This window comes from Kriegella aquimaris (assembly GCF_900103215.1).
Taxonomy (GTDB): Bacteria; Bacteroidota; Bacteroidia; order Flavobacteriales; family Flavobacteriaceae; genus Kriegella; species Kriegella aquimaris.
In genome coordinates, this window is sequence record NZ_FNGV01000019.1 from 1 (window position 1) to 16,887 (window position 16,887).

13 protein-coding genes and 2 pseudogenes are annotated in these 16,887 nt (G+C 40.1%); 9 read left to right on the forward strand and 6 right to left on the reverse strand.

What is annotated here, in order from left to right:
- Together BLS33_RS22685 and BLS33_RS25470 are read right to left on the reverse strand one after the other, a co-directional pair.
- On the reverse strand, window positions 1-1,083 hold a 1,083-nt coding region (locus BLS33_RS22685; protein ID WP_143017674.1), incomplete at its 3' end, for a M20/M25/M40 family metallo-hydrolase.
- 309 nt (window positions 1,084-1,392) lie between these two features.
- A pseudogene (locus tag BLS33_RS25470) lies at window positions 1,393-1,574 on the reverse strand (IS1182 family transposase); the annotation flags it as partial.
- Here BLS33_RS25470 and BLS33_RS25475 point away from each other — a divergent pair.
- The 3 genes and pseudogenes from BLS33_RS25475 to BLS33_RS22705 all read left to right on the forward strand — a co-directional run.
- Window positions 1,569-1,701 (forward strand): annotated as a pseudogene (locus tag BLS33_RS25475) (transposase); the annotation flags it as partial. The pseudogenes BLS33_RS25470 and BLS33_RS25475 sit on opposite strands and share 6 nt — an antisense overlap.
- A gap of 291 nt (window positions 1,702-1,992) precedes the next feature.
- On the forward strand, window positions 1,993-2,403 hold the full coding sequence (locus BLS33_RS22700) for a DUF2178 domain-containing protein (RefSeq protein WP_089895298.1): 411 nt from the start codon (window positions 1,993-1,995) through the stop codon (window positions 2,401-2,403).
- Window positions 2,393-2,584: a helix-turn-helix transcriptional regulator gene (locus BLS33_RS22705; protein ID WP_089895301.1), complete on the forward strand. Its 192-nt coding sequence runs from the start codon at window positions 2,393-2,395 to the stop codon at window positions 2,582-2,584. Before BLS33_RS22700 ends, BLS33_RS22705 begins: the two co-directional genes overlap by 11 nt.
- A gap of 146 nt (window positions 2,585-2,730) precedes the next feature.
- On the opposite strand, the gene BLS33_RS22710 is transcribed toward BLS33_RS22705, so the two are convergent.
- On the reverse strand, window positions 2,731-3,234 hold the full coding sequence (locus BLS33_RS22710; protein ID WP_089895302.1) for a hypothetical protein: 504 nt from the start codon (window positions 3,232-3,234) through the stop codon (window positions 2,731-2,733).
- 303 nt (window positions 3,235-3,537) lie between these two features.
- Here BLS33_RS22710 and BLS33_RS25380 point away from each other — a divergent pair, with 303 nt between their 5' ends.
- Complete coding sequence (locus tag BLS33_RS25380; RefSeq protein WP_317039877.1) at window positions 3,538-3,633, forward strand: DUF2200 family protein; 96 nt, start codon at window positions 3,538-3,540, stop codon at window positions 3,631-3,633.
- 347 nt (window positions 3,634-3,980) lie between these two features.
- Here BLS33_RS25380 and BLS33_RS22720 read toward each other — a convergent pair whose 3' ends face one another.
- Window positions 3,981-5,189, reverse strand: a complete 1,209-nt coding sequence (locus tag BLS33_RS22720; protein ID WP_089895305.1) for a site-specific integrase — start codon at window positions 5,187-5,189, stop codon at window positions 3,981-3,983.
- A 434-nt stretch (window positions 5,190-5,623) separates the two neighbouring features.
- Here BLS33_RS22720 and BLS33_RS22725 point away from each other — a divergent pair, with 434 nt between their 5' ends.
- The 5 genes from BLS33_RS22725 (at window position 5,624) to BLS33_RS22750 (ending at window position 13,543) form a co-directional block, all read left to right on the forward strand.
- Window positions 5,624-6,871 (forward strand): site-specific integrase, encoded by a 1,248-nt coding sequence (locus tag BLS33_RS22725; protein WP_089895306.1) that lies wholly within the window; start codon window positions 5,624-5,626, stop codon window positions 6,869-6,871.
- 1,201 nt (window positions 6,872-8,072) lie between these two features.
- Window positions 8,073-9,104: a hypothetical protein gene (locus BLS33_RS22735; protein ID WP_218129627.1), complete on the forward strand. Its 1,032-nt coding sequence runs from the start codon at window positions 8,073-8,075 to the stop codon at window positions 9,102-9,104.
- Window positions 9,105-9,171: 67 nt separating this feature from the next.
- Window positions 9,172-10,923 (forward strand): sulfatase family protein, encoded by a 1,752-nt coding sequence (locus tag BLS33_RS22740; protein ID WP_245731614.1) that lies wholly within the window; start codon window positions 9,172-9,174, stop codon window positions 10,921-10,923.
- Between the two features lie 270 nt (window positions 10,924-11,193).
- A complete protein-coding gene (locus tag BLS33_RS22745) occupies window positions 11,194-12,894 on the forward strand; it encodes a GMC oxidoreductase (protein ID WP_089895311.1) in 1,701 nt (566 codons plus the stop codon).
- A gap of 10 nt (window positions 12,895-12,904) precedes the next feature.
- Window positions 12,905-13,543, forward strand: a complete 639-nt coding sequence (locus BLS33_RS22750) for a gluconate 2-dehydrogenase subunit 3 family protein (RefSeq protein ID WP_089895313.1) — start codon at window positions 12,905-12,907, stop codon at window positions 13,541-13,543.
- Between the two features lie 229 nt (window positions 13,544-13,772).
- On the opposite strand, the gene BLS33_RS25450 is transcribed toward BLS33_RS22750, so the two are convergent.
- Both BLS33_RS25450 and BLS33_RS22760 read right to left on the reverse strand, forming a co-directional pair.
- Window positions 13,773-13,892 (reverse strand): L-rhamnose mutarotase, encoded by a 120-nt coding sequence (locus BLS33_RS25450; RefSeq protein ID WP_394330910.1) that lies wholly within the window; start codon window positions 13,890-13,892, stop codon window positions 13,773-13,775.
- An 85-nt stretch (window positions 13,893-13,977) separates the two neighbouring features.
- Window positions 13,978-16,752 carry a glycoside hydrolase family 78 protein gene (locus BLS33_RS22760; RefSeq protein ID WP_089895315.1) on the reverse strand — a complete coding sequence of 925 codons (2,775 nt, stop codon included), beginning with the start codon at window positions 16,750-16,752 and terminating at the stop codon, window positions 13,978-13,980.
- Window positions 16,753-16,887 lie beyond the last annotated feature (135 nt).

Consider the following 16,887-nt stretch of genomic DNA (forward strand, 5'->3'; position numbering starts at 1 on the left):
AGGTATAATAGAGGCCTTACCTTGAATATAACCAGCTTTAAACCCTGTAATGTCTACTGAGGTACGAATCCAAGGACGCTCATAAAAGGAGTATTCTCTCTCTCCGATCCATTGGTCGATGCCAAATTCCCTTAAATCCTTAGCTTGTTGATCTTGGTCTACAACAGCAGCAATTTCCTTTCGTTCTTTTTCAGAATATTGCCTTAGGCCATCATAAAATCCTTTAATAGCTATTGAACCATCGTTATTCCAAAGGGAAGCAATCACTTTAGAAGCTGCTAAAGCAGCATTTGGTGCAACACCTCCATAGATGCCTGAGTGCAAATCGGTATTTGCCGATGTAATAGTAACTTCAAGGTCTGCGGCTCCTCGTAGTCCTTTCCACATCATTCCTTGATTGTCATTATTCATCATGGCATCTACATTAACTCCAAAATCAATGTCACTTAGCCATTCTTGATTTGAAGCCAACCATATTGGTAAATGTGGACTCCCCATTTCTTCACCACCATCCAATAGTAGCTTGATGTTGACAGGAAGATTGCCATCCACCTTTATCAATCCTTCTATGGCACTAATTAAAGCAATAATAGGCCCTTTGTCATCGGTGGCTCCTCTTCCATAAAGCCTTTCATCTCTTATTTCTGCACTAAATGGGTCGCTTTTCCAACGTTCTTTATTGACAGGTTGCACATCAAAATGTCCATAAAAAAGGATCGTGGGTTGCCTTTTGTTTCGTGTATAGGTGGCAGTAACTACTGGCAATTCATTGGTGAAATTCACTTCTGTATTTTCCATACCAATGGTATGGAGCATGTCTTTAAGTAAGTCTGCAGCTTTTTTGAGTTCTGGCTTGTTTTCTGGTTTCATCGACATGGTCGGGATGGCAATCAGTTCAACTAACTCATTGATATGTCTTTTATGATTTTTTACGAAAAAACTATCATATTCCTTTAGTTGCTTTTGAGTCGCCTTATTTAGGACCAAGGAGTTATTCCGATCTTGATTTTGAGCAATAGAATCATGATGATAGCTAAAGAAAACTAGCAGCGTGAAATAGTAGATAACATTCTTTTTCATCATAAATTATATTCTGACTATCGGTTAAATTTACTATAATTTTCCTACGAAAAATTGAACTCGTTAGCTTAAGAAATTATTAGAGTTTCTTCGTGTCAGGAATTACTTACAACGGCAGTCTGTCTCAAAACTACCTATAGATTTTGATTAAATGTAGGCAATTTTGGGATTCGGCCGAAATCGGGTTCAGGGGATGTATTTTACAAGGTCCCTGAAATCGGGCCATATGTCCATTCCCGGCTTTTGTAATGGCCTTATTAGGTTTTTGAGCAGGTTCAGAAACTGTTTTAGGCCTGTTCTGGGTCTCCATCCCAGATTGATCAACCTTTTTAGATTGTATGCCGAGGCAATCAGCCCAAAGTCGGCACTTGCGGCGGGAATTCCCTTTTTGGTGATGATATGGTCGAAGCCCTCCCGAAACTACGGGATCGTTTCATGGTCCCGAAGAGCTGTTCTACAAGTGCCTGTCGTTTTTTATAGGTCCCCGGGTCTTCGGTACCCTTACCCAGTTCATGGGCCTGAGAAAGATAAACACCATCGAGCTGGAACAGGCCAACAAGGTGATGCACCTCGCGGCGATAGCTTACAATATTAAAAAATACCTGAAATTCGTCGAAAAACGTTCGAAGATCGGGGAAGACCGACTTGCCTTATCGGCATTCGTGGAAAACTCCTTTGCATACGTATTCGGGGCCTTTACAAAACAATGAAAGTTAGCTATCCATTTCTGACCTGACACAAAAAAGCCTCTTGAAGAGGCTTGTATCAATCTGTTTTTACGAACTACCGGCTTGTGCAACGATTACCGTTGTTATATGCAGTTTTATTTTATTCCGTTTGTCTATTCAAAATAAATTTGGAAACAATGTTAGAAATATATAACATTGTATTAGAAATACATAACATTGTAAAATGAAGACAAAGTACAAATCACTCGTTTCGTTCATATCACCTACATTAGGGATAATGCTTTTAGGTTTATGGGCATATTTGGCAAAGGAACCTTTTAATACAATGGGTTATCTCATTTTCGGGTTGAGTATTCTTATGATTGGTTTCGGTCTGTATTTTAAAATTCAAAGATTTAAAAGTGAAAAATCAGGCCTAAATCCTGATGATGAACTATCGAAAAGAATCAAGGAAAAAGCTGCTGCAAAAGCGTTTAGCTTTTCTATTTATATGTGGGTCTTTATATTACTTTTTCTCGTTGAGATGGAGCCAAGAGATAAAATAATAATTGGTCTAGGTCTTATAGGAATGGGACTAATCTTCTTTCTTAATTGGCTTTATTACTCAAAAACCGGAATTTCGGATGAAGACTAGAATTAAAGAACTTCGTGCTAGAGATAACTTAACTCAGGTTGAACTTGCTCAAAAAGTGAGTGTACGAAGAGAAACCATTGTTTTTCTTGAGAAGGGAAAATATAATCCTTCTCTCAAATTGGCGTTTGATATTTCAAAAGTATTTAATATGAGAATTGAAGAAGTTTTTATTATGAAATAATAGTCAAGAAAGCCGTGGGATCCAATTGCATATAACGGTCTCGTATAACCGTCAGTTACGGGTTTTAAGTTACTATTTTTCGATTAAGTACTGACGCTCGCAATTCCGAGTGGATTCGGACGTAGTCGAATCCGCCGTAATTGCGGTTATACATTGTTGTGTGTAGTTTTTTTTAATCGGTTAATTATTTTTCTGGCTCTACTTTCAACGTTTTTCCATTCCCATAATTCTGGATTTCCGAATTCAGGATTTGTGCTTTTCCAATTTTCAGCTCGTTTTTTTGAGTTTACTGATACATTACATTCTATTTGGTTTTCTCCGTTTTTCAGGTCAAACTGAACAAAAATTATAGCCCAACCATCTATTCGGTAGCGGAAAGTCTTTCCATCACAATATTTTGGATTGAGCTTTATTTTCGATGTAAAGAACTTGCCTTTAGATTCAGGATTATAAATTCCAAATCCGAAATGTACTTTTCCGTTCGTGATTCCATTGTCAAAATAGTCTTGAAATTCAGACAGACTATTTATCCGAACTATTTCTTTTTCCATTTCAGAGTATGATTCATAGAATTCAGTTTTTGAGTCCGAAAGAATATATTCAATCAGTTCAAAAAGTTGATTTTTATCTATGGTTTCTGTTCTTTGCATTGGCTTTTCTCAAATTACACACAACTTGTTATATCCGCCCTAATTTACACTTTTATCCTTTTCCGTGGCGGGCTATCGAGACATTTGGTTCGCCTTTAGCAGCTGTTGTTATTTTTTCCACAGCAATGTCCAATGGGCTTCTTACCTGTTACAGGTCTTTTTAGCAACATGGATATAGACCATTGTAGTCTCGGGCTTTGAATGGCCGAATGCTTCATTCAAGCAGCGAGCTTTAATCCGATTGCACTGCTTATTATAGGTGGAACATGCGGGTATCGGATAGAAAAGATTAAAAACCCTTAGATTCGACTAGTAAGGTATTTGGAAAAATTAGTCGATAAGTTGGCCAAGGGACGTAAGATGGAAAACATCTTACGGGTGCGTAGAGAGATGGGCTAGAGTCGTACAAACTTTTCAATTGATTTATTCTAGCCTGGTTTGACCAAAAGTTCAAAATAAAAGATTCTTATGGTTTTATAGATAAACCATATAACCCGTCTGAACATCAAAGTAAGGACTTCTCTCGATTACATCTTTCCTAAGATTTTTTATCTATAATTTACGGAATCTGATCAAAGTCTTAAGTTCCTGAATATCCTTTTTTTGTTCCCAGATCCTTTTCTTGTTCATCCAATTAAGGCTACAGAATGTTTCCGAATGTTATATCATAAATTGTAAATACCCTATGTGGTTTTACGATAGACCGGATTCGCAAGATATGACCAGCACTTAAATATAGGTGGAGGTCAAAGCAGTAAAGCCGCAGCATCGTCAAGTACGGTGCTCCCCAGTTCCTTTAAATAAACCTGGGTGGTCATCAAATCTTTATGCCCCAAAGATTCACCAATGATATCCGTAGCAACTCCCTTTTGCTTTAAACAATTGGCGAAACTATGACGCGCTACATAACTGGATAAAGATTTATTAATGGCACATATTTTGGCAATTTCTTTTAAGTCTCTATTGTATTTTGCTAACGTTTTCTTTTTTCGGTCAGCTATTTGAGCGGGTGTAAGGCCATCTTTTAAAAGAATAGGGAAAACGTATTCGGTGGCCAGCGCATTCTCTTTGTAATAGTTGAGAATTTCACGAACCGGTGGGAGAATAGTAATAACGAACCTGCCTTTGGTTTTGTTCCGGATATAAGAAATGGTAGTGGCATCAATATCTTTCCATTCAAGCACCATCATGTCCGTATAATTCATTCCCCTTGTATAGAAGCTGAAAACAAAATAATTTCTGGCATCCCTTAGATGTGGATATTTTATGAGATCAAACTGAATGATTCTGCTCACTTGATCCATATCCAAGGCCTTTTTAATACCTCTTCCTTTGAGTTTCGAAATTTTATACGTCTTGAACGGGTGATTGATGTCTTTAGTAATATCCCGCTCAATAGCCTTATTGTACAATGCTCTTAACGTGCGCTGTTTTATACTGATCCCGCCATCTGTTCCACCTCTGGAACGAAGCCAGGCCTCGTATTTGTTTAAAAAGGAATTCGTAATATCTTGAAACCTTATTTTTTTAAATCTGCAAAAATGGTTTACGGATTTCATTGTTTCATTATACATGGTAGCGTTGCCCATTCTACCCGCCAATCGCATCTCGGCAATGATCTCTTCCCAAAAAGGGAAAAGATAACCACTGGCCGGATTATTATCAACACGGAAGCGTTTGCTAAAGTCATCAAGGTCAAAATATTCTTTTTCCAACTGAAGGTCAGAATATATTTTAAGAGCCCTGTCCTTAAATTTCAACAACAATCTGTTATTTTGGATGTAATTTGAATTCTTTCTATTAAAACAACCGGAAGAAAAATCCCACTCATTTTCAGTGGTCTTAAATATGGTATTAAAAAATTTAGTTTTCCTATTTTTGGTCACCCGCAAACAGACGGGATAAGTTCCATCAGCTAATGCTTTTTTTCTTAAAACTGTTTTGATGCTTGACATATTGATTTGAAAACGGGTACAACATAGGTACAACAAACTGCCTTTTAAAGGTAAAATAAAAGTAATTTGCTACAAAACGAAAAATCATAAAGTATTGATAATCAGACTATATGATAGTTTATATGACTAAATGAAATTGAATTTTAATCGTCTGTCACGCAGGGGGTCGCGGGTTCGAGTCCCGTCCGGACCGCTAGGAGAAATCCAAAATAGATCAAAAGCCTTTAAATCAATGATTTAAGGGCTTTTTCATTTTTCTATGATACCAGATAAAACCACTTGAAACCTAATATAAGGTGCGCTATTCGGTGCCCCTTTTCAGCCTTTGAAAGATTCGCAAAAATGCACTCTAAAGACTGTTAATGAATTCTATGAGTGTTTTTTTGAAGGATTTCTTTTTCTAACTTCAAGGAAATTACATAGAATTTCTGCTTGTGTCCGGCGCCATATTCATACTGTTCTATCCCAAGAAAAAACAATCCGATAAAGATGGTTTGGTTTCTTTGTACGCGCGTATAACCGTACACGGACAGCGAAGCGAGTTTAGCTTGGGCAGAAAGATAGACGCAAGGCGATGGTGTTCGGTCGGCGGAAAATTAAAGGGAAGTACCAAGAAAGTGTCCGACTTTAATGCTTTTTTGGATCATGTCAGAAATCGTTGTTATAACATTCATAACGGGCTTTTAAAAAGTGGGGAGCATATAAGCGCCCGGGCCATTGCCGACATTTATCTGGGAAAACGAAAAAGGCAGTGGATGCTATTGGAAATCTTTCAAAACCATAACGATGAAATGGCGAGCTTGGTGGGAAAGGAGTATTCATCTGGAACCCTACAGCGATATAAAACGGCATTAAAGCATACCAAACACTTCATTTTATATAAGTATAAAAGAAAGGATACGCCCGTCGAAAAGATAGACCATGAGTTTATAACAGGTTTGGAGTATTTCTTAAAATTGAAGAAGAAATTAGGACATAATTCGGCGGTGAAATATATTGTAAATCTCAAAAAGATAATACGCATCGCTTATGCCAATCAGTGGATTTCAAGAGATCCATTTTTTCATTGGAAAGCCAGTTGGAAAACAAGGGAACGAAAATATCTGACCGAAGATGAGCTACAGAAGCTTATGAGTACTGAATTTCAAAACAAGCGGTTGGAAATGGTGAGGGACATTTTTATATTTTGTTGTTTCACAGGGCTTGCCTATGTAGATGTTAAAAACCTTGCAGAAGACGCCGTCCTTATAGATATTAAAGGCCAAAAGTGGATTAAGACGCATAGAAGAAAAACAAAAACACTAAGTAGTATTCCTTTGCTTCCTATTGCGGAGAATATTCTGAAAAAGTATCAACGGCATCCGGTTGTTGTCAAAGGGAACGGAATTTTACCGGTTTCAACCAATCAGAAATTGAATGCCTATTTAAAGGACGTAGCGGAAGCTTGTGGAATTAAAAAGAACCTGACTACCCATTTGGCACGACATACTTTTGCCACAACGGTAACCCTTTCCAACGGTGTTCCTATTGAATCGGTAAGTAAGATGTTAGGTCATACCTCATTGAAGACCACTCAAATTTACGCCAAGGTAGTCGACCATAAACTCATTGAAGATATGGCCTTGGTGAAGTATCGCTTTACTTATACCGGTAACCAAAAACGGGCATCTACCGATAATTAAAAATTTGGAAGAGCAAGAGGGCAACACGCTGGCGCGGTGTTGCAGTGTACAACTTGTTTGTTTTCAATAATTTATCAAAAAAGTTCACCTCTCTAAACGCCCATAATTGCGGCAAATGGGGCGGGAACACCAATAAAACAGCAAAAATTTGCGGCAATTGCTATTCTTGATAAGTCTACCGGATTTTTGCTGATTTTAGTCAAATGGCTCCGGAAACCTCATAAACTTGAACGAATTTGCGTCAAATAACATCTATCATAATAGACCAAGATGTGAGTCGAATGCTATCCCAATAAAGGGAAATAACAAGAACAGGTCAAGTTTTTACACCAAAACCGCGGTTTTGTTTTGATGGCATTGGAAGGACGATTCCGTAATATAAGTCCAGTCCCTTCGGAAGTTGAAAAACCTCTGGATTTTTCGACCTCCTCAGGACCGCCGATAAAAGCATGGGCTGTAGAAAGAACGCCCCATGCCTTTATTTTTGCCAACCCTCGGCCCCGTAACCTCGAAAAAATGAATACATGCAAAATTCATATAGGCATTTTGCGCCCTATGGAATTTTTGTTTTACGCTTATCTACCGGAACACTACAAAAATCCCACAGGATCCATGCGCAAAGTTTAGGGGTAAGATTTGGGTGAAACCCTTAAAAATACTTGTGACCGATTATTACAATGAGAAAATTGGAAAAATGGACAGTTTTAGTTAGGGAAAGCTTACAAACCGTGTAAATCTTCACTTTGCTTTACTGGAATCAGGGGCTTTTTATATTTTTGGGCTCAAGATAGGTACGACAATTTTGGGTTTCCAACTGCTAATCTTTAGTCTAAGATGGTGCATTTAAAGTTCTTTTTTCAAAATTACCAGTATAGTGAATAGCAATAAGCAAATTGAATTCTAAAAGTAACAAGATTTTTTTAATAGTACTCCGACCTCGACAACTATAGATTTATTGGTTTAAACCCAAGATGAAAACTCAGGTATTGAAAGCCTTTCGAAAATTCGGAAGGTTTTTTTAGAAAAGTGAAACTAGACTTGCCATATTCACTGGGTTTTTGAATCGGGACAGTACAGGATGGGAATATTTTTTTTGAATGTTATTTTTGAGAAAATTCCCATAAGTCGCACGAGATTATAGTAGTGTAAGAAAAGTGCATCAACTATATATCTCTTTTAACTCACCAAGTATAAAAATAGAATGGCAGCCAAAATAATCTTGTCCCTTGTTCTTGTATCGATAAGCTTTTGTAATGAGACATTAGTACAGACCTCGCTAAAGAAAAATTATAAAAGTGACGAATTGGTGACGGAATATTTGAGTAATCTAAATGAATTTCAAAAATCGGAGTCGAATAAAATTGCTTTCTCCAAAGTTTTGCAAATAGGTGATAAAATCGGGAATGCTATGAAAGTATCAGCAATTTCCTTTGGGGGAAATGATAGTTTACATAGGATAAATCCTCCAAATGGAAGAATAGCAATAGTTGCCGATGGTAATTCGCCTGATCCGGATGATCTCGGAGGCACGGCAGTTTCGATTTCCTTACTTCGTGCAACTGGTCTTGAAGACAGATTGGTACATTATTCCCACAGCTGCGATCTTGTGCGTGATGACCGAATTTCCGAAGCGGCAGAAAGAGAAAGACATGCCTTAATGCAAAGTGCGTGTGATGTCACCGCAAGACGATGGGGCGGTTTCCAGGGGATTTCTTTTTTTGATGCCAAATGGCAACAAAATGAAACCGTAAAAGATCTGGCCGAAGCAATAGACGCCTCTACCTCCGAAGACCCGTTATGGATTATCGAAGCTGGTGAACCCGATATTATTGGGTTTGCACTTGATGGCTCAAAAAAGTCAAGGCATAAATATGTCAAAGTGGTGACCCACCATCCTGCCAACGATGATGCCGGTGATTTTTATACTTGGCTACAGATTTTGGATTTTGGAGTACAGGAAGTCCGTATCCCGGACCAAAATGTCAACCTTAAAGTCGACTTGGAAGAATGGGATTGGGCAAAAAATCATCCAGACCCGCGAATACAATGGATATGGATTCAGGGTAAAATTGCGGAAAATGACGATGTTGTAAAATTTCAAAAAGGAAAATGGGACTGTTCCGATGCCGGTATGGTATTGTATTGGATCACCGGGGCAACCAATGGTGGTCTAAAATCAGGAACGGTTGATGATGTCAAACATTTACTTTTAAACTATGTAGATGATAATTAGAATTTAAAACCTTGCAAGGCATAATCTTAATTGTTCTTTATCAAATTGATAAATCAATAGTATTCATATGAATTCGATCAAGATAATTTTTAGGGCTTTGATGGCTGTACTCTTTTTTGTGGCTTTTTTGCTGGTAAGCTGTCAAACAAATAACAAAGATGTAAAGTCCGATTCAATGACCGTGGTGAAAGCAGAATTGCCGAAACGCCCCCATATTTTATGGTTGGTCACCGAAGACATGGGACCTTATATTCCCTCTTTTGGCGATTCCACAATCGTGACACCCAATTTAAGTCGCTTGGCAGCAGAAGGTGTGGTTTATCCAAATTTGTATTCAACGTCAGGAGTTTGCGCTCCCAGTAGGGCCGCCATCGCTACGGGAATGTATCCATCGAGCATTGGTGCCAATCACATGCGAACTACTTCGTATACCGAGGTGACCGGCTTACCTTCTTACGGGGCGGTTCCACCCCCAGAGACTCGTATGGTGAGCGAGTTACTTCGCATGAATGGGTATTACTGCACCAATAATTATAAGGAAGATTATCAATTTAAGGCGTCCCTTACCGCGTGGGATGAAAGTAGTCCGTATGCGCATTGGCGCAATCGCGATAAAGACCAGCCTTTCTTTTCAATTTTTAATTTTACGGAGACGCATGAATCCGGATTATTCGAACCTTATGGTCATCGAAATATTGAGACAAGACACTACCAAGCAGGCGATACAACCTATACTTGGGCTGCCGATCGAATGACTGAGGAACAAACTCCGATTCATTTATCCAAGGAGACTAAATTTTCAATCCCTCCATATCTACCCGATACCGAAGTCGTTCGCCGTGATATGTGGAAATTGTACAACAATATCGCTGAGATGGACAGACAAGTCGGTGCTGTTTTAAAACAATTGGAGGACGACGGACTCCTTGAAAATACCATTATCGTTTTCTACGGAGACCATGGCGGACCACTTCCGAGGGAAAAACGATTGATTTATGATTCGGGATTGAACACGCCGATGATTATTCGGTATCCAAATAAAATGCATGCGGGAACAAAAGATGAACAGTTGATCAGTTTTATAGATTTTGCTCCGACACTTCTTTCTCTTACTGGCATGCAGCCTCGGGAATATATGCACGGACAGGCATTTATAGGAGAACACAAAGCCAAGGAAGAGCGAAAGTTCATTCATGCTGCCGCAGACCGCTTTGATGGTTTTACGGATGTTATTAGAGCGGTTCGGGATAAGCGTTACAAATACATTCGCAATTATAGACCTAAACAAGGCTATTATTTGCCAGTTGAATATCGGGAACGCATACCTGCTATGCAAGAATTATTGCGCTTGCGTAAAGAAGGAAAACTGGATAGCATCCAAACCCAATGGTTCAGAAGCAGTAAAGACGCTGAGGAATTATTCGATTGTGTGGCCGACCCCTATGAGCTTAACAATTTGGCAGAAGACCCTGCTCACAGTGATAAATTGCAAGAATTACGGACAGAAATGGATCGATGGTTGAAAGAAATAGGAGATGAACCCAATCTTCCGGAAAAAGAATTGATTTCCCGGCTGTGGAATGGTTCGGAAAACCAACCTGTTACCTCTGAACCGAAAATTACAACTTCGAATAACCTCATTACCATTAGCTGTACCACTGAGGGAGCTTCAATAGGGTACAAAATTATTGGTGATGATGGTCCTATTCCAAATGCTTGGTCGGTTTATCAACAACCGTTTAAAATTCCAAAGGGACTGACAGTAATATCACAAGCATATAGAATCGGATACGTACCTAGTGAAATTGTCGAAAGGTGAGATGGGTTTTTATATGGAACGTTGGTTCGATAATATTAAAATCTATTTAAGATGGAATGAATCGTATGCCGCTTTTTTATTCAAAAAGGAATCCCTCGCAGTACAGTGCAGGACACCTTTGTTTGATTGAAAGACTAACTTTACATACTTTTTCAAACAGGATGTTTCAAATCTTTAGAAATAAAAAGGGGTTGCCATACATTCAATGCAAAAAATTGACTGGTAATACCGTTGTAGGTCTATAGCCTCTAATGTTTAAATTAAAGAAAAATGTCAATACAATCAGATACAAATACTTTTGATGCCATTGTAGTCGGAACGGGAATCAGTGGGGGGTGGGCAGCAAAAGAACTTTGCGGGAATGGACTTAAAACCCTTGTGCTGGAACGTGGAAGAATGGTACAGCACGTTATAGATTACCCCACTATGAATCTTGATCCCTGGGATCTGCCAAATGCCGGAGAGACGCCTGCAAAAATAAAGGCGAAATACCCAAAGCAGTCTCGCTGGGGTTTTGATGAAACTACACGCCATTTCTTTAACGACGATTCGAAATACGATTACGACGAGGCAAAACGCTTTGATTGGATCCGTGGTACGCAAGTTGGCGGCCGCTCATTAATATGGGGCAAACAAACCTACCGCTGGTCCGATTTAGATTTTGAAGCCAATGCCAAAGATGGGATTGGGGTGGATTGGCCTATTCGATACAAAGATATAAAGCCTTGGTACGAATACGTGGAAAGACATATTGGTGTAAGTGGCGAAGCGTTGGGATTGTCCCAATTGCCGGATAGTGTGTTTTTAAAGCCTATGGAGCTTAACTGTGTTGAAGAACATCTGAAAAAAGGTATTTCAGAAAAATACGACGACCGTGTACTTACAATAGGTAGAGTGGCGCATATAACTGAAGGTACAAAGCCGGGCGCCGGTAGGGGAACATGTCAATACAGGAACAGGTGCAAACGTGGCTGCCCCTATGGTGCTTATTTTAGTTCCAATTCATCAACACTGCCCATGGCCGAAGCTACGGGAAATATGACACTTAGACCAGATTCTATTGTGTGCGAGGTATTGTATGACAAGGATAAAAAGATAGCTACGGGCGTTAAGATTGTAGATGCCAACACCAAGAAAGTAATCGAGTTTAAGTCTAAAATTGTCTTTCTGTGCGCCTCGTCTATGGCCTCTACGGCTATTTTAATGCAATCAAAGTCAGATGTTTTTCCCGACGGAATGGGCAATGCCAGTGGAGAATTGGGCCACAATATTATGGATCATCAACTTGGCGGGGGTGCCAGTGGTAAAATTGATGGTTATGACGATAAATATTACAAAGGAAGAAGGCCTAACGGATTTTATATTCCAAGGTTTAGAAACATAAACACTTCTTCTCAAAAAGTAGATTTTATTAGGGGGTATGGGTACCAAGGAAGTGCCGGCCGTAATGATTATAGTACAACAATCCCAGAGTATACCTATGGAAAGGAACTTAAAGCAGCGATGCTCGAACCGGGAGGTTGGCGAATCAATCTTGGTGGTTTTGGGGAAGTATTGCCCTATCATGAAAACCATATGTACTTGAATTATGATAAATTGGATAGCTACGGCCTGCCGAACATTGTTTTTGATGCCGAGTTTAAAGACAATGAAAAACGAATGAAAAAAGATTGGATCGAACAAGCTCAAGAAATGCTCGAAAATGCAGGTTTTAAAGAGGTAAGGGCAAACAAGAGAGATTCTTATATGGGCGGCGGTATTCACGAGATGGGAACTGCCAGAATGGGCAGGGACCCTAAGACTTCGGTATTAAATAAATACAACCAGTTACATGAAGTGCCTAATGTGTATGTTACCGATGGGGCTTGTATGACTTCTGCAGGATGTCAAAATCCGTCATTGACCTATATGGCATTAACGGCAAGAGCGGCAAATCACGCCGTAGAGGAACTAAAAAAAATGAACCTTTAAAATAATCGATTTGCAAAGAAGAGCTGCCCTTAAAAATATTGGATTATCACTAGGCGCCATTACCATGTCTTCAACCTTGGTTGCCCTTGTTCAAAGTTGTTCCCAAGAAAAAACACTTTCTTGGAAACCTGTATTTTTCTCACCCGAAGAAGTGGAAATAGTTTCAAAAACACTTGAGGCGATGATACCGGTAACGCCGGAGGTTCCCGGGGCGACCGATTTAAATTTAACCCGGTTCATAGACGGTTATCTGGATGCCATTGCTACAGAAAAAGAACAAGCAGCTTTCAAAGTTGGCATTGCGCAGTATTTGTCAACGACCTTGGGAGCCACAGGAAAAAAGGCCACGACAGATTTAACGGAAACAGATATAGAAAATAGGTTGGCCTATTATTTTAAGGCAGATGCCGCACAGAAAGCAAAATGGAACTTGGAAGTGGCCGCTGCAGAAAAAGACGATGCTCAATTGCCCTCGCTAGACGCTACTAATTCTCTTGTGTTGAAATCATTGCGAAAAAGGGGAATAGAAGCTTTTAAAGTAACCGAACAAATTGGGAAGCATGTATTGGCCTATGATCCTATTCCCGGGATACAAATAGGATGTACAGCCTTGCAGGAGGCAACCGGGGGCAAAGCTTGGTCTTTATAAACAGCTCGGATTAAAGATTTACTATAAATGGAGTTTAGCTGTCCTTTAGGGCAAGTGAAAAACCTCTTATAATTGCGTAAGCAACCGGACTATCGTCTGGGTGTGTTTCCATAAGGTCGGCCATATGTTCCCACTATTTTTTACAAACTTCGGTAGGGGCGATTGCTTTCCATTTTTTAGCTACATATGGAATAAAAAATTGTTCTCGGAATCTAAAAAAATACTGTAATTATGATTCCCCATAGTCTTTAAGAACTTTCTCAAGTTTCGGCCAAATAGGGTTATGTCTTTTGGTATATGCTTCTTTCTTTTCGGAATGGATCTTCATTTTAAATGCTTTTCTAAACATTTTCACAATCGGTGCGCACTAATGGGTGTAGGCGTTTAATTTTAGTAAGCCCAACATTGGGGCTGGTCTTAAACACGACTATTTTTTAACTTTTAATGGATGCTTTTAGTTGTTCCGCGGAATATGAAAAACGGTAGGTGCCCGATCCCAATTTGAGTTGTACACCATCATCGGTCTGTTTCATCGTCTTTTGCACTTCCGGTTTTATTTTTCCATCGTTCAGCGAGATATTGCCCAGTTCGGCTTCCGGAAGGGTAACTGTTGCCGTAGTATTGGCTGGTATTACTACTTCGTAATGAAACTTTCCATCCTTGATTTGCCAATCGGATTTTATCTTTCCGTACAACGATAAGAATTCTGCATTGGCCGATGTCAATCCCCCTCCCGGATGAGGGTCAAATATAATATGTTTGTATCCGGGATTTTTAGGATCTATCCTCAATCCGCCTACATGGGTATAGAGCCATTCCCCGATGGCACCATACGAATAATGGTTAAAACTGTTCATGCCCTCAATGATGGTTCCATCAGGTTTTTGGGTATCCCATCGCTCCCAAATTGTGGTGGCTCCCATGGTTATGGGGTAGAGCCAAGAAGGAAATTCCTTTCGATTTAATAGCATAAAGGCCAAATCATCACGACCTATTTTTGAAAGTGTGGAACAGAGTAGAGGAGTCCCTAAAAAGCCGGTGGTCAGATGCCCGAATTTTTCTACATCCGCTGCAAAATAGGCCGCCGACTTTTCGATTAAATTTTCGGGTATCAAATCGAAGGAAAGGGCCATGGCATAGGCCGTTTGCGTATGGGATACCAAACGACCGTTGGGTGTTATATATTCTTGTATAAAAGCCTTTTTTATGTTTTTGGCCTGTTCGGCATATTTGCCGACATCTTCTGTTTTTCCAATAATGGAAGCTATTTTGCCAAGAAGCGATGTAGAATAATAGGCATAGGCAGTAGCGATTAAATCTTTTTCGGTAACCGACCCGTTATAATCGGGTTTGTCCGCATTGTAGGCCAACCAGTCGCCCCAATGCCAATGTTTGGGGTCGTTCCACAAATAATCGCCACCTGATTTTTTGGCCATGTAATCTACCCAGCCTTTCATACTGTCGTATTGCTCTCGTAAAATACGCTTGTCTCCATAGGATTGGTATACCGTCCAAGGAATAATTACTGCGGCATCGGCCCATCCGGTGGCACCTCCTTTGGCACTTACGCCTTCACCTCCGGTTAGAATATCCGGCACTACATTAGTCACCGACCCATTCTCATGCTGGTCTAAGGCTAAATCTTTCAGCCACTTTGTATAGAATGCCGCAACGTCGAAATTATACGCGGCGGTCATACTGAATACTTGGGCATCACCTGTCCAACCTGCCCGTTCGTCGCGTTGTGGGCAGTCGGTGGGAATATCCAAAAAGTTATCCCGCTGTCCCCATTGGATATTACTTTGCAGTTGATTGATCATGGGGTCGGAAGTCGTAAAGTTTCCGGTCGGTGAAATATCCGAATGAATGACTATTCCCGTAATGTCATCAGGGTTTAACGTTCCGGGATAATTGATTACTTGAATATATCGAAAGCCATGGGAGGTAAAATGGGGCTCGAACATTTCCTCACCTTCCCCCTTTAAGATGTAAATGTCCGTTGCTTCGGCAGCACGCAAATTGGTGGTGTAGAAATTACCGTCCTTATCTAAAACTTCCGCAAATTTCAGGGTGACCTTATGCCCTTTTTGACCGTTAACCTTCATTCGTGCCCATCCGACAATATTCTGACCAAGGTCCAATACAATTTCCCCTTTAGGCGTTGTCATAAGTTTTTTGGGTTTGATTTCTTCAATGGCTTTAACGGGAGGCCCTTGTGGCGCCACTAAAATATCCTTGGAGTGGTCTAGAATTTTAACCTTTTGCCATTGGCTGTCGTCAAATCCGGTTTTGGCCCAACCGTCCATCTCTAATCGGGCATCGTACTTTTCACCGTTGTACATATCCGATTCCAATATGGGCCCGTAGGAAGCTTTCCAATCTCCGTTACTGCCAATGGTCTCCCTAGTGCCATCGGTATAATTGATATGCAATTGAACCAATAGGGCAAGTTGTTTTCCATAAAAGGCATAGTCGCCCTTCCAACCAATATTGCCACGGTACCACCCATCGCCCACAATAGCTCCGAGTGCGTTGTCGACCTTAAGCAGATTCGTAACATCGTATGTTTGGTACTGCAGTCTTTTGTTATAACTGGTATAGCCCGGGGTAAAAAGGTCGTCACCCACTTTTTCCCCGTTTAGGTATAGTTCATATACTCCTAAGGAAGTTGCCTGTACCGTGGCCGATTTGACTGTCTTTTTCGTTTGAAACCCTCTTCTGAAATATTGGGATGGATGTGATTTTTTCTCCGTCGTTATATCATCCATGGCGATGTATGAAGCCGTCCATAGGGCTTTGTCTAAAATACCCATTTCCCAAAAAGCGGGGGTGCTCCATGCAGATGCCCGGTTTTTGTTGTCCCAGACCCGTACTTGCCAATATACGCATTGCATAGATTGGAGTGCAGGCCCCTCGTAAACGACATTAACGGATTGGTCGCTTTCCACTTTTTCGGAAGTCCAGATAAGGTTTCTACCCTTTTGTAAGTCCTCTTTGGAATCTGCTACCCGAATTTCGTAAGCGGTTTGCAGTACACTTTCTTCATCGGAGTTTAATTGCCAGCTCAGCCTTGGTTTTTCCACATCGATACCGATGGGGTCGGTCTTGTATTCTGTGACCAATCGGTTTACTTGAACTTTATTTATTGAAAACGATGCGGTCAGTGCCAAGCACAGGAATAGAATGCCGAATTGTATACTGTTTTTCATGGGGTCAACATGTTTGTTATTTGCAAAATACCGTTTTAGGTAGGGAGGAAAAATATGAATTGATGAACGAAATTAAAAAAACTAAAAAATGGGGCAAAAGCGTTCATTTACCCCATTTTCGTAACTAACTCAAAC